This is a genomic window from Arthrobacter sp. FX8 (assembly GCF_026723805.1).
Lineage (GTDB): Bacteria > Actinomycetota > Actinomycetes > Actinomycetales > Micrococcaceae > Arthrobacter.
The window spans coordinates 2,602,718-2,622,947 of the sequence record NZ_CP113505.1; the positions used below are offsets into that span (position 1 = coordinate 2,602,718).

General features: G+C 66.5%; 23 protein-coding genes. 11 read left to right on the plus strand and 12 right to left on the minus strand.

Annotated elements, in window-relative coordinates; translation table 11 throughout:
• Positions 1–41: 41 nt before the first annotated feature.
• On the plus strand, positions 42–719 hold the full coding sequence (locus OUO20_RS12030; RefSeq protein ID WP_018768652.1) for an NADPH-dependent F420 reductase: 678 nt from the start codon (positions 42–44) through the stop codon (positions 717–719).
• 48 nt (positions 720–767) lie between these two features.
• On the opposite strand, the gene OUO20_RS12035 is transcribed toward OUO20_RS12030, so the two are convergent.
• On the minus strand, positions 768–1,985 hold the full coding sequence (locus OUO20_RS12035; RefSeq protein WP_018768653.1) for an MFS transporter: 1,218 nt from the start codon (positions 1,983–1,985) through the stop codon (positions 768–770).
• A gap of 89 nt (positions 1,986–2,074) precedes the next feature.
• Entirely contained in the window at positions 2,075–2,506 is a 432-nt protein-coding gene (locus OUO20_RS12040) for a hypothetical protein (protein ID WP_268001802.1), read from the minus strand.
• Between the two features lie 193 nt (positions 2,507–2,699).
• Here OUO20_RS12040 and OUO20_RS12045 point away from each other — a divergent pair, with 193 nt between their 5' ends.
• Entirely contained in the window at positions 2,700–3,095 is a 396-nt protein-coding gene (locus OUO20_RS12045; RefSeq protein WP_223992407.1) for a hypothetical protein, read from the plus strand.
• Between the two features lie 7 nt (positions 3,096–3,102).
• Here OUO20_RS12045 and OUO20_RS12050 read toward each other — a convergent pair whose 3' ends face one another.
• Positions 3,103–3,717, minus strand: coding sequence for a PAS and ANTAR domain-containing protein (locus OUO20_RS12050; RefSeq protein ID WP_056392957.1), 615 nt, complete (start codon positions 3,715–3,717; stop codon positions 3,103–3,105).
• Positions 3,718–3,903: 186 nt separating this feature from the next.
• Here OUO20_RS12050 and OUO20_RS12055 point away from each other — a divergent pair, with 186 nt between their 5' ends.
• Positions 3,904–4,245 (plus strand): hypothetical protein, encoded by a 342-nt coding sequence (locus OUO20_RS12055; RefSeq protein ID WP_018768657.1) that lies wholly within the window; start codon positions 3,904–3,906, stop codon positions 4,243–4,245.
• Positions 4,246–4,296: 51 nt separating this feature from the next.
• Here the strand turns inward: OUO20_RS12055 and trxB are convergent, their stop codons facing one another.
• Together trxB and OUO20_RS12065 are read right to left on the minus strand one after the other, a co-directional pair.
• Positions 4,297–5,274, minus strand: coding sequence for a thioredoxin-disulfide reductase (gene trxB / locus OUO20_RS12060; protein ID WP_142071539.1), 978 nt, complete (start codon positions 5,272–5,274; stop codon positions 4,297–4,299).
• 22 nt (positions 5,275–5,296) lie between these two features.
• The gene (locus OUO20_RS12065; RefSeq protein ID WP_134163971.1) at positions 5,297–5,731 is read right to left on the minus strand and encodes an arsenate reductase ArsC; all 435 of its coding nucleotides are present in this window, start codon (positions 5,729–5,731) and stop codon (positions 5,297–5,299) included.
• Between the two features lie 156 nt (positions 5,732–5,887).
• On the opposite strand from OUO20_RS12065, the gene OUO20_RS12070 reads away from it, so the two are divergent.
• Positions 5,888–6,211 carry a hypothetical protein gene (locus OUO20_RS12070; RefSeq protein WP_018768660.1) on the plus strand — a complete coding sequence of 108 codons (324 nt, stop codon included), beginning with the start codon at positions 5,888–5,890 and terminating at the stop codon, positions 6,209–6,211.
• A 141-nt stretch (positions 6,212–6,352) separates the two neighbouring features.
• Here OUO20_RS12070 and OUO20_RS12075 read toward each other — a convergent pair whose 3' ends face one another.
• Positions 6,353–6,796, minus strand: coding sequence for a hypothetical protein (locus OUO20_RS12075; protein WP_224084048.1), 444 nt, complete (start codon positions 6,794–6,796; stop codon positions 6,353–6,355).
• Positions 6,797–6,858: 62 nt separating this feature from the next.
• Positions 6,859–7,377: a MarR family winged helix-turn-helix transcriptional regulator gene (locus OUO20_RS12080; protein ID WP_018768662.1), complete on the minus strand. Its 519-nt coding sequence runs from the start codon at positions 7,375–7,377 to the stop codon at positions 6,859–6,861.
• A gap of 228 nt (positions 7,378–7,605) precedes the next feature.
• Between OUO20_RS12080 and OUO20_RS12085 the strand changes: the two genes are divergently transcribed.
• Both OUO20_RS12085 and OUO20_RS12090 read left to right on the plus strand, forming a co-directional pair.
• A complete protein-coding gene (locus OUO20_RS12085) occupies positions 7,606–8,394 on the plus strand; it encodes an ANTAR domain-containing protein (protein WP_268001803.1) in 789 nt (262 codons plus the stop codon).
• A gap of 255 nt (positions 8,395–8,649) precedes the next feature.
• Entirely contained in the window at positions 8,650–8,796 is a 147-nt protein-coding gene (locus tag OUO20_RS12090; RefSeq protein WP_155845532.1) for a hypothetical protein, read from the plus strand.
• Here OUO20_RS12090 and OUO20_RS12095 read toward each other — a convergent pair.
• Positions 8,793–10,127 carry an MFS transporter gene (locus OUO20_RS12095; RefSeq protein ID WP_268001804.1) on the minus strand — a complete coding sequence of 445 codons (1,335 nt, stop codon included), beginning with the start codon at positions 10,125–10,127 and terminating at the stop codon, positions 8,793–8,795. The genes OUO20_RS12090 and OUO20_RS12095 overlap by 4 nt on opposite strands.
• On the minus strand, positions 10,111–11,412 hold the full coding sequence (ftsW, locus tag OUO20_RS12100) for a putative lipid II flippase FtsW (RefSeq protein ID WP_268001805.1): 1,302 nt from the start codon (positions 11,410–11,412) through the stop codon (positions 10,111–10,113). Before ftsW ends, OUO20_RS12095 begins: the two co-directional genes overlap by 17 nt.
• 202 nt (positions 11,413–11,614) lie before the next feature.
• On the opposite strand from ftsW, the gene OUO20_RS12105 reads away from it, so the two are divergent.
• Positions 11,615–13,150 (plus strand): LCP family protein, encoded by a 1,536-nt coding sequence (locus OUO20_RS12105; protein WP_268001806.1) that lies wholly within the window; start codon positions 11,615–11,617, stop codon positions 13,148–13,150.
• Between the two features lie 17 nt (positions 13,151–13,167).
• Here OUO20_RS12105 and OUO20_RS12110 read toward each other — a convergent pair whose 3' ends face one another.
• Positions 13,168–14,706 (minus strand): HNH endonuclease signature motif containing protein, encoded by a 1,539-nt coding sequence (locus OUO20_RS12110; RefSeq protein WP_268001807.1) that lies wholly within the window; start codon positions 14,704–14,706, stop codon positions 13,168–13,170.
• 179 nt (positions 14,707–14,885) lie between these two features.
• On the opposite strand from OUO20_RS12110, the gene OUO20_RS12115 reads away from it, so the two are divergent.
• Both OUO20_RS12115 and OUO20_RS12120 read left to right on the plus strand, forming a co-directional pair.
• Complete coding sequence (locus OUO20_RS12115) at positions 14,886–15,212, plus strand: ArsR/SmtB family transcription factor (RefSeq protein WP_268003427.1); 327 nt, start codon at positions 14,886–14,888, stop codon at positions 15,210–15,212.
• Positions 15,209–15,937 carry a cation diffusion facilitator family transporter gene (locus OUO20_RS12120; RefSeq protein WP_268001809.1) on the plus strand — a complete coding sequence of 243 codons (729 nt, stop codon included), beginning with the start codon at positions 15,209–15,211 and terminating at the stop codon, positions 15,935–15,937. The genes OUO20_RS12115 and OUO20_RS12120 overlap by 4 nt, the downstream gene beginning before the upstream one ends.
• Before the next feature lie 31 nt (positions 15,938–15,968).
• Here OUO20_RS12120 and OUO20_RS12125 read toward each other — a convergent pair whose 3' ends face one another.
• Complete coding sequence (locus OUO20_RS12125; protein WP_268001810.1) at positions 15,969–17,210, minus strand: acyltransferase family protein; 1,242 nt, start codon at positions 17,208–17,210, stop codon at positions 15,969–15,971.
• Positions 17,211–17,353: 143 nt separating this feature from the next.
• Between OUO20_RS12125 and OUO20_RS12130 the strand changes: the two genes are divergently transcribed.
• Complete coding sequence (locus OUO20_RS12130) at positions 17,354–18,091, plus strand: GAF and ANTAR domain-containing protein (RefSeq protein WP_056393162.1); 738 nt, start codon at positions 17,354–17,356, stop codon at positions 18,089–18,091.
• Between the two features lie 90 nt (positions 18,092–18,181).
• Positions 18,182–18,598 (plus strand): VOC family protein, encoded by a 417-nt coding sequence (locus tag OUO20_RS12135; protein ID WP_056392939.1) that lies wholly within the window; start codon positions 18,182–18,184, stop codon positions 18,596–18,598.
• 14 nt (positions 18,599–18,612) lie between these two features.
• On the opposite strand, the gene OUO20_RS12140 is transcribed toward OUO20_RS12135, so the two are convergent.
• Positions 18,613–20,064 (minus strand): FAD-dependent monooxygenase, encoded by a 1,452-nt coding sequence (locus tag OUO20_RS12140; RefSeq protein ID WP_268001811.1) that lies wholly within the window; start codon positions 20,062–20,064, stop codon positions 18,613–18,615.
• Positions 20,065–20,230 lie beyond the last annotated feature (166 nt).

Sequence of the window (20,230 nt, forward strand, 5' to 3'; positions counted from 1 at the left end):
ATCAGATCCGACCCGATAAATAAGAAGCTAAGGGAACCACCATGAAGACTGCTGTCCTCGGAACCGGCACTGTCGGCCGCACCATCGCCACCCGCCTGGCAGAGCTCGGACATACCGTGACCATTGGCACCCGCAGCCCCGAAGCCACGCTCGGCCGCACTGAGGCCGACGCCATGGGCAACGCACCCTTCGCCACCTGGGCTGCAGCAAACCCGGGCGTCACGCTGGCCGGCTACGCAGAGGCCGCCGTCGGGGCGGAGCTCATCGTCAACGCCACCAACGGCAACGGATCCCTGGATGCCCTGGCACAGGTAGGCGCGGAGAACCTTGACGGCAAGGTCATTCTGGATATCGCCAACCCGCTCGATTTCAGCCAGGGCATGCCGCCCACCCTGTTCGTCAAGGACACCGATTCACTCGGTGAGCAGATCCAGCGCGCTTTCCCCACCGCCCGCGTGGTGAAGTCCCTCAACACCCTCAATGCCGACCTCATGGCGCGTCCGGACACCCTTCCCGAGGCCAGCACTGTCTTCGTCTCCGGAAACGACGCGGACGCCAAGCACATGGTCACGGAACTGTTGAAGGATTTCGGGCACCAGGACGTCATCGACCTCGGGGACATCTCGACCGCCCGTGGCACGGAGATGCTCCTCCCTGTCTGGCTTCGCCTCTGGGGCGCCCTCGGCACGCCGGAGTTCAACTTCAAGATCGTTCGCTGACCCGGGGAACCGGTTCGGGACGCCAGCCTTGGGGTGGCGTCCCGGCGGTCAGTAGTTGCGGCGGTGCTTCAGGCGGGGAATGACGACGCCGAACACGGCCGCCGCCGCGAACCCCAGCAGGCCTGTGGCTGAGATCCCCGGGCCCAGGGAGGCCAGGGCGGTCACCCCGGACAGCAGGACCGGGCCGCCTGTGGAGCCGGCATCCGCCATGAACCGCCAGAGGCCCAGGAACTGGCCGCGGCCCCGGTCCGGCGAAAAGTCGGCGCCCAGCGTCATCACCAGGCCGGAGCTGATGCCGTTGCCAAAGCCGATCAGCAGCGCCGCCAGCAGCAGTCCCACGAAGGAACCGGTGAGCGGGATCAGGAGCAGCGCAGTCCCCATGAGCAGCGTGGAGGGAATCGCCACCCACTGCCGCCCTTTCCGGTCCATCAGTTTCCCGGCGGGATAGAACACCAGCATGTCGATGGCACCGGAGAGCCCGTAGATCAGGGATGCGGAGGTGGCGTCCATGCCCAGGTGGTCGGCCCAGAGCGGGATCACCACCTGCCGGGAGGACCGCAGCGCGCTGAGCAGCAGGATGCCCACGCCCAGCGAAAGGAACACGCCGGCATGCGACACCGCGACGCTCCGAAGCGTGGGCTGGGGGCCCGCGTCCCCGCCCAAGGGGACATCCGGCGTCGCAAGGTCCGGGATGGTGAGGGACAGCAGCGCGGCGGCCGCCATGGCCACCACCCCCACCCAGTAGGCGCCGGCGATGCCGAAGAACTGCATCACCGCCGCGCCCGCGAACGGGCCGATGAACACGCCGATGCGGTTCACGCCGCCCAGCGTGGACAGCGCCCGGGCGCGGAAGGCCACCGGCACCGCCTCCGTCAGGTACTTCTGGCGGGCCAGGCCAAACACCGCCCCGGACATCCCGACGACGGCCATCGCCACGGCGAGCAGCCACAGTCCGTTCGGGGCCAGGGCGGAGGTGGCGGCGGCTGCCAGCGCCAGGCCACCGGCGACGGCGGCGCCCACGATGGACCAGCGTTCACCGAAGCGAAGGGTTACCAGCGACGCCGGCAGGTTGAAGAACCAGGATCCCAGTCCGATGAGGGTGACGATCAGGGCCGCCACTGCCACCGAAGCGCCCAACTCGCGGGCAGATAATGCCACCACCGGAAGGATGGCGCCCTGCCCAATTCCGAAGAGCAGTGTGGGTCCGAAAGCGGCGACCGCAATGCTGCGCAGGCTGAAGGGCTGGGAGGGGTCCGGGGAAGTCATCAGATTTATCCTATGGCCGCCCCCTCCCTGGGGAGGCTGCAGTGTGACGCAGCGGACAGGGACTCACAGTGGCCTCCGCGGAGAGTGGATCAACGGGCCCTTGGTTCCAACCCGGCCAGGGCGCGGAACAGGTTGACGACTTCCACCACCGCCCCGATGGCCGAGCCCACGATGCCGAGCACCAGCAGCACCCGCACCAGCACCGGCCAGCCGGACCAGCCGGTGCCGAAGTCGAAGGGAAATACCTCCCACAGGCGCAGCATGGCGGCAACCCCGACGCCTATGACCACCAGGTTGCCCAGCGCCACGAGGGTACGTGCGTGGATCACCACGCAGACGAGGTTGACGATGATGCCCGCGATCAGGGACGCGTTGATGAGGTCAAGGACGCGGGACATGTCGGCTGTCAGGAACGGCAGCACCTGCCACCCAGGCCACATGTTGATCCCGTACAGCAGCAGGGCGTTGACGATGGCTGAGCCAAGGTTGCCGCTGCGGCTGGTGGTTGTCCTGTCCGCCATGGCAACAGGGTCCGGCATAGGGACCATGCCCGAAAGTGCCGAAGGTCCCCCGGCGGCGCCTTCCTGCCACCGCCCAGCCCTACCGCCCAGCCGCCGAGAACCCACGGACCCACGAACCGGACAACGGCGGGCCCTTCGGCCCTGTTTCGCCGACGCCCAGGGCAACCACGCTGGCTGAAGGAGGTGGTGGAAGATGTTTACGCTTCGCACCCTGGGCGGCATCGCCCTCTTGATGGCCGGGAGCAGCTGGTTGTGGATTACGCCCACCTTCGCCACCCGCGGGGTCAACACGTCAGGTATCTGGTGGAACATCACCATGGTGCTTGCGCTGCTGACCGTCTTGGGGTTCCTGGTGGCCACGTGGGGACTGTTTGCCCGGTGGAGCTGGTGGGAAAATGCGGCCCTCGCGTCGGCTGCACTTGGGCTTGTGGCCCTGGCGCCCTTCTGGTTCGCAGCCATCGGCGGGGGCGAAACTGTCGGGACCACGGCGTGGAATGTGTTCGTCCACGTCCTGATGGTGGCCGGCGTCGCGGTGTTGCTGCTGGTCCCGTCGCTGGAGCGGTGGGTGAACCAGCAGGTCATGGGATAACCGGGAATCAGTAACCCTCCAGGACTTCCCTGGCCTTCCCGTTTGCCGCCGCGCTGGTCAACTCCTCCGCCACGAGGTGCAGCTTGACGTTGGCGTGCTGGCTTCTGGCGGCCAGCACCCGGAACGCCGATTCGGCATCCACACTGTGCAGGGCCATGACAATGCCTTTCGCCTGCTCAATGACCGCCTTGTGCCCGAACGCACCCTCGATGGCCTCCGTCGCGGCATGCTGGGACTCGATGCGCAGGCTCTGGGTCACATCCACCATGAAGCCGCGGGCCAGCTCTACGCGCCCGGAAGGCGCGGCGACGGCCTGGATCGCAGAAAAGACGCGCCGCTCCCTGCCGCGGACGTCAATGATCCGGTGCAGCAGGGCACCCTGGCCACCGCCCTCAAGGAGGTCCGCCCACAGCGCGCGCACCGGTTCCCGGTCCCCCGGGTGCTTGTGGGCCATCAGCACGTCAAAAGTGGGCACCACCTCACCTGGCTGCAGCCCGTGAATGCCAAACATGCCCTCGGACCAGTTCATGCTTCCTGAGGCAACGTCCAGCTCAAAGGTCCCCGACGGACAGACGGCAGTGATCGGCAGCGGAAAGAGGTACGCATCCAACTTCGACCACATGCATTCCTCCAAAACTCACATACCCAGTGCGGGTTTTCTCGCACAACAATAGCTGAATCCGGCGGCCGCTGGTTGCCATATCCGCTGGCGCAGCAGGCGGATTCGGGGGTCACAAAAGCCGCGCGGAGGAGTAGCGTTCGCCTTATGGGCGCTGATCCGCGCCCGCAGCCAAGGGGAGGTCAATTCATGGGCGAAGTGTGGATCCGCACGCTGGGCAACGGGCTGGTCCGGGCAGATCGAGTCACGGAGATTTCATCTACCCGCGGGTCCCTGCATGAGGACAGCGGGTATTCATTGAAAGTGATCGTGGACGGCAAGGGCCACGTGCTGATTGACGACGGCGGGCTGCAGGGGTCCCTGCCCGAACGGCTGGAATATGCCAGGCATATGGAAGACGCCCTGCTGCTGGCCATCGACGAGGCGCGCGAGAACGACGCGTCCATGGTGATCTCCTACGAGCCGGAGCGTGAACGCTGGTCCGCAGCTCCAGTTTCAGTATTAACCGGACGGCTTCCCGAAGTCGTCTGACCCGCGGAATGAAGCCTGCCCGGGCAACAGTGAGTGCCCGGGCAGGAGTACTTAGCTGTGCGTGGGTTCTTCCACGAGGGCGGTGGCGATGCTGGCCGCGTCCTCCAGTGCGGCCAGGAACCGCTCTGCGTCCAGGGCGGCGGCACAGCCGGTGCCGGCGGCGGTGATGGCCTGCCGGTAACGGTGGTCCACGGCGTCGCCGCAGGCAAAGACGCCCGGCAGGTTTGTGCACGTGGTGGGGGCGTCCACCTTGATGTAGCCTTCCTCGTCCAGGTCCACCTGGCCCGCCACCAGTTCGGTCCGCGGCAGGTGTCCGATGGCCACAAAGATGCCGGTGGCGTCCTGGTGCCGGGTCTCACCGGAACGGGTGTCTGTGAGGGTTACGCCGGTGACCTTGCCGTCGCCGTGGATGGCGGTAACGGCAGAGTTCCAGGCGAAGCGGATCTTGGGGTTGTCCTTGGCCCGCTGCGCCATGATGCGGGAGGCGCGCAGCTCGTTCTTGCGCACCACCACGGTCACGGTCTTGCCGAACCGGGTCAGGAAGGTGGCTTCCTCCATGGCGGAGTCGCCGCCGCCAACCACGATGATGTCCTGGTCACGGAAGAAGAACCCGTCGCAGGTGGCACACCAGGAAACACCGTGGCCGCTGAACTTTTTCTCCTCAGGCAGGCCGAGTTCCTTGTACGCAGAGCCGGTGGCCAGGATGACGGCCGTAGCCTCGTAAGTCTCCCCGCCGCCGGTGACCACGCGCTTAACGGAACCTCTCAAGTCAACGGACGTGGCGTCGTCGTACTCAATGCGCGCGCCGAACTTTTCCGCCTGCTGCTGCAGCCCGTCCATCAGCTCAGGGCCCTGGATGCCGCCGGGGAAGCCCGGGAAGTTTTCCACTTCAGTGGTGTTCATCAGCGCGCCGCCGGCGGTGACGGAGCCGGCCAGGACCAGGGGGTTCAGGCCCGCGCGGGCGGCGTAGATGGCGGCGGTGTAGCCGGCGGGGCCGGAGCCGATGATGATCAGCTGTTCTTTGCTCATGGATTGTCCTTCGGTGGCGGTACTACTGGGCGTCCGCGTGCTGCGCGGGCAGGAGTTCGGTGATCAGTTGTTCAACGCGTGCCTTGATCTCATCACGGATTGGACGGACGGACTCAACGCCCTTGCCGGCCGGATCCTCCAGGACCCAGTCTTCGTAACGCTTGCCCGGGAAGAACGGGCACTCGTCACCGCAGCCCATGGTGATCACCACGTCCGATTCTTTCACTGCCTCGGTGGTGAGTACCTTGGGGACCTCTGCGGACATGTCGATGCCTACCTCGGCCATGGCCTCCACCGCCGCCGGATTGACCTTGTCGGCCGGCTGGGAACCGGCGGAGCGCACCTCGACGGCTCCCCTGGACAAGGAGGTGAGGAACGCTGCCGCCATCTGGGACCGGCCGGCGTTGTGGACGCAGACAAAGAGGACGGAAGGCTTTCCTGCGGGGTCGATGCTCATGGCACTCCTCAAACTGGTAGGAAACTACGTTCGGTGTAATAAAGGCCCCCCGTGTTGCGCAGGTCACATTTGTTGCCTAATCTAATTGAGGCTCATGCAAACGGGCCATGCAAGAAGCTGCAGCGTCGCAGCCAATGCCGGGGAAGGCTTTACAACTTGAACTCTAAGCTGAACATCGTAGTCCGGGTGGATCTGGACCACAGCAAGGCCAAGGTGATTGCAACGGGGCATATCACCATTCACAGCGTCAACGCCCTCTATGTAGTGGCAAAGCGTGCCAACTCCCTCAGGGGAGGCCTGGACCTGGAACTGGACGTTTCCAGCGCCTGGGTGGACGAGGAAGCACTGGAAATGCTCCGCGCCGCCTCTGAAACAAGGCACCTTCCAGCCAAAATCGATCCGGAACAGGCTCCCTGCACCATCAGCGTGCTGGCTGACCGCCGACATCCGCGTCACACGGCCGGCCGCCTGGCCGCATAAATTTCCCGGCCGCTCGCCGCGCCCATTTTTCGGGCCAGAGCAGGCCGACCACCGCTTCTCTTTCCGCTCCAACAGCCCGAAGTGCAGCTGCATCTGAACAAACGGATGGCTGCACTTCGGGATGGTGGGGCAGTTTTTGTTTTACCGGAGCTGGTCCTTGGCAACCAGGATGTCCTGAAGCTCCTCAACGGTGAGGCCGGCGGCCCTGCCCAGGTCCTCCTGCCCTGCACCCAGCCTCGCGGCGCTCTGGACTGCATGCTCAAACCGCTCCTGCGCCGCATCCAGCTCCCACTGGAGGCTCTCCACCCTTGCGGAAGCCAATTGGACGGCCTCCAGCGGATCACCGGCAGTGCCGCCGTCGACGATCCTGTAACCGCATGCGCAGGACCATTCCGCCGAGCCAAGCTCCAATGGTGCCCACCCCAGCGACGCTATCGGTACGGGGCCGGCCGCCATCGCTGCGCCGCAGTGAAAGGGTGCCGCGGGGTCGCCAATCACAGAGGGCGCGGGCTGAAGCGGGAGTTCTTCGTAATGCTCAACGCGGGTCGACTGCCCCGGCGCCTGAGGTTCAAGTACTGCAGTCATGCAATCCGCCGTCCGGTAGTTAACTAACAATGTAGCTAGTCTAACTAGGATTATCTCTTTGTCTACCGGCCGGTAATGCCGGGGCCGGAGTTGACGGCGTCCACTGCTTCCCGCATGCGCACCAGGAAGTGCATGACGGCCTTGATTTCTTCGGAAGACAACGATTCGGCGGCTTCCAGCATGCGCTTGTGCATCTGGTTCAGGTTGTGCCGGACTTCCTCGTCGGCGCCGGGAGTAGGCCGCAGGATGACGGCACGGCGGTCCGAGGGGTGGGGCTCCCGGGTGACGTAGCCGCCGGACACCAGGCGGTCCACAAGACTGGTCATGGAGGCGGACGTGATGCACAGGCGGGCTGCAAGTTCCGTGGGTCGGATTCCCACGCCGGCAGCCTCTGCATCGATGAGGTACCGCAGCGCCAGGAGGTCCGTCTCCCCCATTGCGGCGGACGAGCGGGTGCGCCTTCTCATAGCGCTCTCCGAGGTCCGGAATTCGCGGAGCGCGTTGATGACATCAACAGCCCCGGGCTCGACGCCCTCGACGGGTGGGTACCAGTAGCCTTCGCTTGCACCATGCGGGTTCATGCGAATTCCTTCGATATCCTACTTGCTTGGCTGTCTAACAAACCCATGGTAGCCCACTTGTTCCCCCGCCACCTCCACAACGTTGAAAAGCAGCAGGCAAGTACCCGGGCGGGCGGCACGGGAAAAGTAGAGTACCGGCTACTCGTGCCGCACACCGTCCCGGCCCAATAAGTTTCTATCCAACCCGCGGCGCCACGGCCAAGGGGCGTGACGAGACGGGGGTGCAGGGTGGCGGTTGGCCCGGCAGACAATGTGGAGCCCGAACGGCAGGGGTTCCTGCTGGATTTGGTGACAGGGGCCGACGGCGATGCAGGGTCCCTGCAGAAGCTCACCGATGCTGCCGCCCGCTGGATCAGCACTTCCGCCGGAAGGGCACTGGAGTGCGCCGCCGTCCTGCACCGGCAGCGGTCCTGTTTTGCCACCGCCGGCAGCACTCCGGCCGCGGCCAGCGTGGCATCGGAGGACGAGCACGGGGACAGCCCCACCGCTCTTGGTTCGCCGCTGATGGCGCCGGCAGTGATCAACCAGGCCGGCGCCCGCTGGGAGGCGTACCGCAGGCGGCTGCTGGACAAAGGCTTCGGCTCAGCGCTTGCCGTTCCCCTGGAACTGCAGCCGGGCTCGGCTGGAGCCCTCGTGTTCCTGGGACCGGCAAACTACGTTTTCAACGCCAAGGTGATCAACGAGGCAGCCTGGTTTGGCGAGGTCGCATCGCACAGCCTGAAGCTGGCCCTCGACGTGCACGGCGTCATCCGCGCCGGGGACAACCTGAAACAGGTACTGGAGAGCCGGACCAGCATCGACGTGGCCTGCGGCGTGCTCATGGCGCAGAACCGCTGCTCATACACGGAGGCGTTCAGCAAGCTTGCCGGCACCTCGCGGCACCGGAACCTGAAGGTCCGCAGCGTTGCGGAGAACATCCTGAGGTCACTGCCCAGCGGCACGCCCGGAACACGGTTCGAGCCCCCGCAATCGCGTAGGAACTGCGGCGAAAATCCTAGTGCCGTGCCCGTGCCCTGATAAGGCCGGCCGCCACCAGCCCTGCACCTCCGAGTGAAGCCAGCATGCCGCCGAGAGCCACAAAGTAATCGGTAATGGTCATTGTCCTGCGCTCCTTCCGTACTGCCTGATGAGCCCAAGCTATGCGGCGAAACTCAGCATTTCCTGAAGGATCGCCAGCAGCTTTGGTCAAGATCCGGTAAAGGAAAACTGCGGCGATCCACATACTTTGGCCCGCGATCTTCTCTTTGTAGGGGCGTTCCGTATTATTCATGCATGTGGACAAAACAAAGCCAGAGCTTCTGCCCCACCTGCGGCAGGACCACCAATCACGTCACCCATTTCCAAAAGGACGACGCCGGGTCCCTGGTTGCGGACGTCCGCTGCGTTGAGTGCCCCGAGATTGCCGGGGCGGTCGCCTAGGTAGTTTCGTTCCCCGAAGACGGCAGTTGGCCTTCCATGCCGGAGGCGTGCGGACGCACGACGGCGAAGACCGCCAGGGCCGCGGCCTGGACCACCGTGACGGTAACCGCAAGTGCAGGAACTGAGATCTCGTAGAGCAGGCCGATGACGAAACTGCCGGCCAGCCAGGCAAGGCCGTAGCAGGCAGTGAACATCCCGTAAGCACTCCCCCGCCGGGCCACCGGAGCGAGGCCCGCCACCCCGGCCCGCATGGTGCTTTCCTGGACACCCATCGCTGCTCCCCACAGCAGCACCCCCGCCACCGCAAGCGCCGTGCTGTTGCTGAAGCCCAGCCACGGGACCGCGGCGGCCAGGACCGGAAGGGCCAGGAGAACCTTCAACCCCACCCGGTCAAAAAGCCAGCCGGAAACCAATGCCGCCACGGCATCCACTCCCATGGCCGCGGCGTAAAGCACCGGGACCAATGAGGGCGGCAGGAGTCCGGTGGCCACCAGATGGAACGACAGCAGGCCGAACGTGGCATAGCCGAACATGGTCAGGCTGCTGAAGGCTGCGTAGAGCCAGTACTGGCGCGGCATTGGGGCCGGCTTCCCAGCAATTGTGTCCTGGGCGGGAACGGGGCTGGCGGGAACGGGGCTGGCGGGAACGGGGCTGGCGGGAACGGGGCTGGCGGGAACGGGGGTGGGTGGGGCTGGCGGCGCGGCGGAAGGCTCGTAGACACCGGGGTCGGGAACGCGTCGCCTGAGGCGGAACAGAATCAGCATGGCAGCAAGCCCCGGAACAGCCAGGAGCAGGAACCCGGGACCGTAGCTGCCGGACAGCGCCAGGGCCGCCCCCACCAGCAGCGGCCCCACCAGCGCCCCCACCTGGTCCAGCGCCTCGTGCAGCGCGAACGCCTTGCCCTGCCCCATCGCTGAACCGGCCTCGGCCAGCATGGTGTCCTTCGCCGGGCTCCGCACCGCCTTGCCCAGCCTTTCCGCCAGGACCAGCAGGCAGGCTATCCACAGCGCATCGGTGATCCCCAGCAACGGCACGGACAGCGCGGTCAGGGCATAACCGCTGAGTGCGAGCGTCCATCGCAGCGCCGGCCGGTCGGCCAGCCGCCCGAACACCAGGCGGAGCACCAAGGCCACCGCTTCACCAGCCCCCGTGACCACGCTGACCAGGAGCGCGGACGCGCCCAGCGCACCCAGGTAAGGGCCGGTGACGCTCCGCGCCCCTTCGTAGACCATGTCCATCAGCGCACTGACCACCCCGAAGACCAGGATGAAGCGGATGGCAGTCATGGGCGCCGGAGGAGTTGTCCCGCCGGCGCTACCGCTGGTACGCATGCTCCCGGGCCTGCTTCACGCCCCGGCCGGACACAGCTCGGGTTGACACGGGCCGGGCTGACACGGGACGGCCGGGTCCGGCGCGACGGGACCGGGTGGGGTGAGGGTGTACACCTTCCGGACGCGTTACCGCCAGGATCACCCCGATGCCCGCCAGTGAGGAGACCATGGCCGATCCGCCATAGGAGATGAACGGCAGCGGCACGCCGATCACCGGCAGCAGTCCGCTGACCATGGCGATGTTGATCACGGCCTGTCCCAGGATCCAGGTGATCACGCTGCAGGCCACGATCCGCGAGAAGGTGTCCGTGGTGCGGGCAATGGTCTTGAACACCGCGATGGCCAGGATGGCGAACAGCCCCAGCACCAGCAGGGTTCCGGCCAGGCCGAGTTCTTCGCCGAGGATGGAGAAGATGAAGTCGTTGTGGGCTTCGGGGATCCAGTTCCACTTCTGCCGGCTCTGTCCCAGGCCCACGCCAAACCAGCCGCCGGAGGCCAGGGCGTACGCGCCGTGCTGCGCCTGGTAGCCCATTCCCTGCGCGTCCTCGTCGGATCCCATGCCCAGCCAGGATGAGATCCGCCCCATCCGGTTGCCGCTGGTGGCCGCGAGCAGGAGCGCTGCCACCGCGCAGACCAGCCCCGCAACCGAGAACACCTTCATCCGGACTCCGCCATAGAACATGGTGGCGGCGAGGATCATCATGATGATCATGGTGGTGCCCAGGTCGTGCCCCAGCGCCACGATCAGCATGATCAGTCCCCCTGCGGGTGCCAACGGAATGACCGCATGCTTCCACTGCCCCAGGAGGGCCTGCTTGCGGTCCAGGATGGCGGCGGCCCAGACGATCAGCGAGAGCTTTGCGAACTCGGAGGGCTGCGCGGTGAAACCTCCCACGCTCAGCCAGTTCCGGTTGCCGTTGACGGACATTCCCAGCGGTGTGAACACCAGCACCAGGGCAACAAGGGAGCCGATCAGCAGCGGCCAACCCAGCCATCGGATCCGCCGCACGGGCATCCGGGCCAGCACCAGCATGATCACCACGCCAGCCACGGTCCACATGGCCTGCTTCAGGGGCAGGTCGTACGGATTGTTTCCTGCCGCCACAGATTCCACGGACGACGCCGATGCCACCTCCACGAGTCCGATCGCCGAGAGCGTGAGGACCACCGCCAGGATCAGCGGCCGGAGGCGTCCCGGGGAGTCATCCACCAGCCACACCGCCACTTTGCCCAGCCCGCGCCGGGCAGGACGGCCCGCCACGCGCTGCTTTTGTCCTGTATTCATCTGTCCGTTCCTCAGCCTGCACAGCAGGGCTTTCCCCATGGCCGGGCCCATCTCCGGGGCGGGTACCCGCCGAGAAAAAGAGTACGCCCTCTGCCGCCGCCAGGACCGGGACGGCGCGGCTGCAGGCTGCCGTTCTTGGGGAATTGCCAGCTTGGGCCTGTAGGGTAGCCGAAACCTGTCCCCTCCCGAAGGTCATTTTTTCGTGTTCGGTTCCAGAAAATCCCCCGACCCGGATCAGGTTGGCTCCGCCCCCGGCGCCTACCCCGGCCAAGGCGAGTTGTACGCCGCCAGTTTGCGCCGCCGTCGGCCTGTACGCCGTGTCCCGCGCTGGCTCAAGGCCGTTACCGCCGTGGTGTCCGCGCTGCTTGTCGGTGCCGTGGCCTTCGGCGGCTACTGGGCGTGGCGCCTGCAGTCGAACATCACAACGTCTGAACTGACGGCGGGTGGGGAGCGGACCGAAGGGACCGTGAACGACAGCACGGACCGGATGCAGATCCTGGTCCTGGGCTCCGACACCCGGGACGGCAGCAACAGCCAGTACGGCAGCGCGGAGGACTCCTCCGGCTACGGCCAGTCCGACGTCATGATGCTGCTGGACATTTCCGCGGACAACAAGCACGTCAACGTGGTCAGCTTCCCGCGCGACCTGCTGGTGGACGTGCCGGCGTGCACGGACCCCAAAACCAAGCAGGCATATCCCGCCCGCCAGGACGTGATGATCAACAGCGCCATGGCACAGGCCGGCATCGGCTGCGCCGTGGACACCGTGAACAAACTGACCGGCCTGGAGGTGGACCACTTCATGATGGCCGACTTCAACGCGGTAAAGGAACTGTCCAATGCCGTGGGTGGCGTGGAGGTCTGCGTCAGCGATGCCGTGCACGATCCGGACAGCGGGCTGAACCTGCCTGCCGGAACGTCCCAGGTGCAGGGCGAACAGGCGCTGGCGTTCCTGCGGACCCGGCACGCTTTCGCCAACGGCGGGGACCTGGGGCGCATCCAGGCCCAGCAGGGCTTCCTGGCTTCGCTCAGCCGGAAGCTCAAGTCCGAGGGCACGCTGGGCAATCCGCAGAAAACCCTGACCATTGCCGATACCATCACCAGGAACCTGACCGTTGACTCGGGCCTGTCCTCCATCCCATCGCTGCTGACCATCGCCAACCGGCTGAAGAACATCGACCCGGCCAACATCAACTTCATCACCACGCCCACGGTGCCGGCGCCGGCGGACCCCAACCGGCTGGCACTGAATGAGCCGACAGCCTCCAACTTCTTCGCCGCGCTCCGAAGCAGCCCGGACCTGAGCCAGCCCTCCTCCGCCTCCCCCACGCAGGCGCCTGCAACTCCCGCGGCACCCGCCTACGACAAGTCGCTGCAGCCCGTCTCCATTGCCAACGGCACCGGCGTGACGGGGCGGAGCAATGCCATTGCCGGGCTGCTCTCTGAGGCCGGTTTCACCAACCTGACCAAGCTGCAGGCCCAGGCGCAGGAGAAGACCATGGTCTACTACTCGGCCGGGTTCGAGGACGTGGCCGCGGACGTGGCAGCGCTGTTCGGCCTGCCCGCAGGCAACGTGCAGCAGGTGGCGAACATCCAGGGCGTGCAACTGTACGCGGGCACGGACTTTGCCGCCGGCACCAAACCCGCCGCACCGCCGTCGTCCGCCGACTCCTCAGGCGGCGTGGTGGCCCAGACGGGCAGCGACCAGACCTGCCAATCGGCCAACCCGCTGGGGTAGCAGGACTACAGGCCGGTCTACCGGCGCGGCGGCTCACACGGCATGGGGCTGAAGGCGTGCTTCCCCAGGAGGCTTCGTTCGCGGGTCCGGCATCGTTCGCCGAGGAGGCTTCGTTCGCGGGCCCGGCTTCGTTCGCCGGGCAGGAACCCTGGCGGCCACTTTGGTGGTTCCCAGTCCTGGTGTTCGCTTGTGTAGTGGCGGCCGGTGGGCGAGGTCCAGCCCGGTGGTTCGTTCGTGCTGGCCGGGGTGGGTTTCCAGGCGGTGGTGTGCCGGAGCCTGTGGTGTTTCGGGCAGGGCTGTCCCAGGTTGCTGATTCCGGTGGTGCCGCCGTGGTGCCAGGCGAGGAGATGGTCGGCCTCCGTGTCCAGGGAGGTGTTGCTGCAGCCCGGGAACGGGCATTTCCCGTCCCGCATCCGCAGCCAGGCCCGCATCGCCCTGGGAACCCGGTAACTCTTCCGGCCGATCTCCAACGGCGCCCCGTCCCGCGGGTCCACCAACACCCGGTAAAACGAGCCCGCCCCGTCCGCGACCAGTCGCCGCGCCATCGACGCCGGCACCGGACCATACCCGTCCAGCATCGCCGGTTCATCGGTCAGGCCCATCAGCGCGAACACCGGAACCGTAACCAGGACCTCGGCGCGGACCGGCGACGAATGGTGGCCAGTTCCCGATGCGGCGCTGGTCCCGCTGCCGCTGGTGCTGCCGAGGATCGCTGCGGCGAAACTGTCGGCCCGCAGCTGGGAGAGGGTCCTGTCCTCGGCCGGCCCCTGCAAACCCCGTGCGGCAACGGTGAGCCGGTTCCAGCCAGCCTGGGCCTGGTCCGCGGGCAGGTACGCGCCCAGCCACGCCATCCCGTCCCGGTCCGGCCGGAACTCCACCCGCCGCTCCGCCACACCCCTGGCATGCCGCTTCTCCATCGATTCGGCGTGGTGGCGCTCCCGCCAGGTCCGCGCCTTGACCCGGAACCGGTGCGCCGGCAGCTCCCCAACCGGGCACCCCCTGGCCGGGGGAAGGGCGTCCGGGTCCGGTGTATCGGGTGGCAGGAAATGCGCCTCCAACGCCGCCGCCCCGGCCGCATCAAGGCTCGCCGTTTCGTCGGCCAGCACTATCGCGTGCTGCCATGACAGGGTCCCGGACTGCAGCGCCTCCAAAGTCCGCGGCAAGCTGCTGGTCAGGGCGTGGGAGGTGGCCAGGAACGACGCCGCCGCCCGGGGACCCAACGCCAGCACGCACCCGATCTCCGCCGCGACCGCCATCTCCTGCGCCACCACCGGCACGTCCGGGCCCACCACAGCATGCGCAGCCTCCGCGTACCCCACCGCAGCCTTCGCCTTCAACCCCGCAACCCGCGCCTCCACCTCCCGGGCCCCGGCGAGAATCTCCAGGCACCCATCCGCCAAACCGCGCAACGGATCAGGAACCGAGAAAGGCTCAGCATCCAAAAACGAATCAGCATCCGAGAACGCCTCCAGACCCGCCCCGTCCACCTCAGCCTGAAGCACAGCAAGGGCAGCGCGAATCTCCTCGAACGCCCTCACCACCGCCGCCTTCCCCATAAACCCATCATGACAAGGGGGTCCGACAATTGCCGGTGGGCCACCGAAAGTGAACCGCCCCCTCCACTGCAGCGGCGGTTGTTCAAGCCGAAAAACTTGTCGCGGGACTGGGATTACAGTTCATCTTCACCTGAATACAGTGATGGATGTACTCTAAAACCGTGCAAACCCTCCAGCCCATGCAGACCCTCACCCACGCCCCTGTGCTGGCCCGTTTTGGCTATGCGGTGTCGGACCCTACCCGCGCCCGAGTCCTGCTGGCACTTGCAGACGCCCCCTCCTATCCTTCCGACCTGGCGGACAACTTAGGGGTGTCCCGGCAGAGCATGTCCAATCACTTGACCTGTTTGCGCGGCTGCGGACTGGTGGTTGCGGTGCCGGACGGGCGGCGGAGCCGTTATGAACTGGCGGACGCCCGGATCGGCCACGCTATCAAGGACCTCATCAATGTTGTCCTCGCGGTTGACCCAGCCTGCTGCGCCCCGAATGGGGAGTGCTTCGCATGACCGCTGCGCTTAACTCCCCCACCGTGGAACGCCGCAGGGTGCTGAGCCGGCGAATCCGGCTTCTGGCGGGAGCAACCATCACCTACAACGTCGTCGAGGCCGTCGTGTCCCTGTGGGCGGGCGGCGCGGCCGACTCCTCGGCGCTGATCGGCTTCGGCCTGGATTCGGTGATCGAGGTGGCCTCCGCACTGGCATTGTCCTGGCAGTTCTCCGCCAAGGACCCGGAGCGGCGTGAGCATCTGACCCTGCGCATCATCGCCATCTCATTCTTCGCCCTGGCCGCATTCGTGGCTGTGAATGCCATCCGCTCTTTGGCGGGTGCGGGAGAAGCCCAGCACTCGGTGCCCGGCATCGTGATCGCGGCGCTAAGCCTGGCCGTCATGCCGGTCCTGTCCTGGACCCAACGCAGGGCTGGGCGGGAACTGGGATCACGGACAGCGGTGGCCGATTCCAAGCAGACGCTGCTATGCACCTACCTCTCCGCCGTGCTGCTGGTTGGCCTGGTCCTGAACAGCACCCTGGGCTGGTGGTGGGCAGACGCCGGCGCGGCGCTGGTGATCGCCGGCATTGCGGTGCGTGAAGGCGTCAACGCGTGGCGCGGGGACGCCTGCTGCGCCGTTCCCCACGTGGTGGCTGAAGAAGCCGAAAACACTGCGTGCTGCCCGGACTGTTCCAGCACCGCTCAACCGGAGCCCATGGGTATGCCCGGCATCCGAAAGGACTGACCTGCAGCTTCCGGCGTCGGTTGGTCAGGCGTCAGTTGGTCAATTGGCCGGCAGGCTCGGGTTCCTGCGCTGGTTGCTTGGAAGCATTAGGCGCCGAACGCGCGCGGCCCGGAGTCCCGGGAAGGGAACCTGCAGGCGTTGAACGGTCGACGGCGGCCTCCAACCTTTTGTTCGCCCATCCCCGGAGCGGCCGCTCAACAAAGCGGAAGGACGCGTACGCCAGCAATACCGTGAGGGCTGCGGTCAGTGCGATGCGGAGCGGCAGCGCCGGGATCAGGGGCATCAGCAGCAGGTAGACCGGCAGGTGCCAGAGGTACAGGCCGTAGGACAGATCGCGGCCGGGGCGGGCCAGCCAGGGGTGGCTGAGGATACGGGAGAGGAACCCGGCCGGCTGGAGCACCAGGGAACCGATCAGTACCGCGGACAACAACGCGAGCGCCGCGGGCCCCCACGTCCAAAACAGGTTGAACCAGTCGCCGGGGGTGTCCGGCTCCTTAAGCAGGAACAGCGCTGCCACCAGGGAGATGCCGGCCAGCGGTGCAGCCCAGCGGGCAGCGGACACCAGTGCGCGGTGCAGCCGGGAACCGTCCCGCACGGCCGTGAACATCAAGGCGAGCGCACAGCCGATCAGCAGTTCGTCCGCCCGGGTGTCCGGTCCGTTGTAGATGCGGTCCAGCGGCTCGCCCGCGTTCACCAGCAGGAACCGGTTCAGTACGAAGACGGCGGCCAGGGCGACGGTGGCCAAGGCTGAGGTACGGACCTTCCAGAAGCGGAGCATCAGCAGCAGGAGCAGCGGCCACACCAGGTAGAACTGCTCTTCCACGGCGAGGGTCCAGGTGGGGCCGAGGGTTTCACCCGCGATGGACTCGCCGAACATGCCAAAGTGCGCCAGGTTCATCACGTACGCGGCAGCGGGAAGGACGAACCCCGCCTGGCCGCCCCAGCCTGACGCCGGGAACAGAAGGCCGACGGCGACGATCACCGCGCAGAGTGCCAGGAGCGCCGGCCAAAGCCGGGCCAGGCGCTTGGCGTAGAAGACGCCCAGGTGGAGCCGGCCGGTGGCGATCCGTTCCTTCATGATCAGCAGCGTGATCACGAAGCCGCTCAGCGTGAAGAACACGTCAACACCGATGGATCCACCCGGCATGGAGTCGGTGGCGGTATGGAAAAAGAACACGCCCGCCACGGCGATGCTCCGGAGCCCATCCAGGGCATGCTTGCGCCCCGCGATCAGCCCCGTTTGGGGCGCCGACGGGCGTTCCGGTACTGACAAATTTCCGCTGCTGGACCTAAAAACCACTAAGCAAGCATATATAACGTTTCCATAACTGCGCTGTGCGCGGGCTTGGAGAAGGCTGGTATCGGTGCGCTGATCCCGCCCTTGTGGCTGATTCCTGCTGCTTCTACATTGAAAAGATGGTGGACCAGGACATGGCGGACGACTTTGAAGGGATTGTGGATCTGATCGCCGGGACGGAGGACATCAAGTCGGTGCTGGATGGACTCACCGGCTTCGCGGCAGCCAGCATGACCAGCACTACCGGAGTGCCCATCGAATGCGCTGTCACCCTGCACCGGCGCAAGCGTACGGCCACCATCGGCGGCAGCAGCGGCAGGGCCGCGGTGCTTGACCGGATTGAACAAACGCTGGGAGACGGGCCCTGCGTGGAAGCGTTGGAAAGCGGAGTTCCCGTCCTGTTGGGAGACGTTTCGTCCGACCTGCGGTGGCCGGAATACCGGAGCGCCCTTTCTGCCGCGGGGGTTGCCAGTGCCCTTGGCATCCCCATGAAGATGAATGACGACGCCGGGGCAGTCCTGGATTTCTTTGCCCCCTCCACGGGGTGCTTCACTGAGCAGGCGGTGTCTGATGGGCTCCGGTTCGCCGAGATGGCGGGAAAGGCCCTGCGGCTCGCAGTCCGGATCGTGGCTGCGGAACAGCGGGCCGAGCACTTGAAGTCGGCCATGGACACCAGGACCGCCATCGACCTGGCCTGCGGCATCATTATGGCCCAGAACAACTGCAGCAAGGATGCCGCCTTCGGCCTTCTCAGCAACGCCTCCAGCACCCGGAACCAAAAGCTCAACGAACTCGCCGAAACGCTGGTGGACCGGTTCTCGGGCCCTGGAACAGCTGAGGCCCACTTCGACGACTGAGGCTTCACCCCACCCCTTCCCGCTTGGGGAGGGCCCTGTTAGCATGACGCGTGCCGACAACGAAGTCCCGCTCACAAAAGGAGTCCCCGTATGCCCACCCGGCTCAATCCCTATCTGAGCTTTCGAAACAATGCCCGTGAAGCCATGGAATTCTACAAAGACGTCTTTGGCGGTGAACTGAACATCGGCACGTTCGCGGAATTCCAGGCCAGCCAGGATCCCTCCGAAGACCAGTTGGTCATGCACGCACAACTCGATACCCCAACGGGGCTGACCCTGATGGCGTCGGACACCCCGCAGCGGATGGACTACACGCCCGGAAACACGTTCAGCATCTCCCTCAGCGGCGGTGACGACGCGGAACTCAGGGGCTACTGGGAGAAGTTGTCCGACGGCGGCACGGTGACAATGCCGTTGAACACAGCCATCTGGGGTGACACCTTTGGCATGTGCACCGACAAATTCGGTGTCCAGTGGCTGGTGAACATCGCCGGGCCGAAGCAGTAACCTGCGCTGAGAGGTCAGCCGCCAGCCCTGCCGCACCAAGTGTCCAGGGCCTCGGCAAGCCTGTCTGCTGAGCCCGCGCCCACCCAGGCGACGTACCCGTCCGGCCGCACCAGGACTGCGGCGGGCGCACCCACAGCACCCAGCACGGGAAGCTGCCAGCCGCCGTCGTACGTGGCCGGAACATGCCGCACCCTGCCGTTGGAAAGGCCCGCACCCAACTCCTGCCCGCTGAAGTCCAGCAGCAGGGGCCGCGCCTGGTGCAGCAGTTCGAAGACCCGGATGGGACCTTCGGCAGTGGTGACTTCCAGGTCCGGCATCCGGCGACCCAGGAGCGGATGGCCGGCGCCCAGGTCGTAGGCCACGTCGAGCCCTGTCACAAGCGCCGCGATGGGAACCCCGGCCCCCTCCACGCGGAGCACCTCGCCAAGCAGGTCGCGCAGCGCCTCCTGCCGGGGGTCTGATTTTTGGAAAAGCGACTGCGCCATGGTGTACTTCAGCGCCCGCTCCCCCGCCTGGTGGCGCTCCGCGTGGTAGGTCTCCAGCAGTTCCTCACCGGAGAGGCCCCGCACTACCTGCCCCAGCTTCCACCCAAGGTTGACCGCGTCCTGCACGCCGAGGCCAATACCGAGCCCGCCTGTCGGTGAGTGGACATGCGCCGCGTCGCCGGCCAGCAGCACCCGGCCCTTCCGGTAGGTCTCCGCCTGGCGGGTGGCGTCGGTGAACCGTGACAGCCAGGTGGGACTGTGCACGCCGAAGTCGGTGCCGAACACGTCGGTCAGCGCCTGCCGCAGGTCCGCCAGGGTGGGCTCGGTGGTTGGACCGAGCGCAGCCTCGGTCACCACCACCCGGACCGTGCCGTCCCCCATCGGGTAGAGGCCGTGGATGCCGCGGGCGTCCACCTTTCCCTGCTGGACAGGCTCCCCCGCCACCTTCACCTCGGCAATCAGGCTGCTCCGGGTCGCGTCCGGGCCCGCCATCGTGATGCCCGCCGAACGCCGCACCGTGCTGCGCCCGCCGTCGGTGCCCACCACATACCGGGCCCGCAGCGGTCCGCCCGCGCCAAGCTGAACGTCCACGCCGCCGTCGTCCGCCTCCACGCCGGTGACCTCCACGCCCCGCCGGACCTGCACGCCCAGCTCCTCCACCCACTCAAGCAGCAGCCGCTCAATGTGGTTCTGGAACAGCGCCAGCGTGTATGGATGCCGGGTGGGCAGCCCGCCTAAGTCCAGCGGTGTGTTGCCGAACGTGGCCGCGTTAATCGTTTTGCCCTCGGCAAGGAACCTGTCCACGATGCCGCGCTGGTCCAGCAGTTCAAGGGTGCGGGAATGGATTCCGCCCCCGCGGGAGCCCGCCAACTCCTGGGACTCCCGCCGTTCAAGGACAACGGCGTCCACCCCCGCCAGCCGCAGCTCGCCCGCCAGCATCAACCCCGTGGGCCCACTCCCCACAATCACCACGTCATGCATGCCGTCCCCCTCAATCCACGAATAGTCGATCGCCAGTATGCGGCACCCCCGGGGCCTTGCGGCAAGGCCCCCGCGGCGGGGTACCTTGGAAATGGAAGGGGATTCCCGCGCTGCTGTCGATTTTCGCTTCCGGTGCGCGTCGTATGGGTAGGGGCTCCACTGAAGG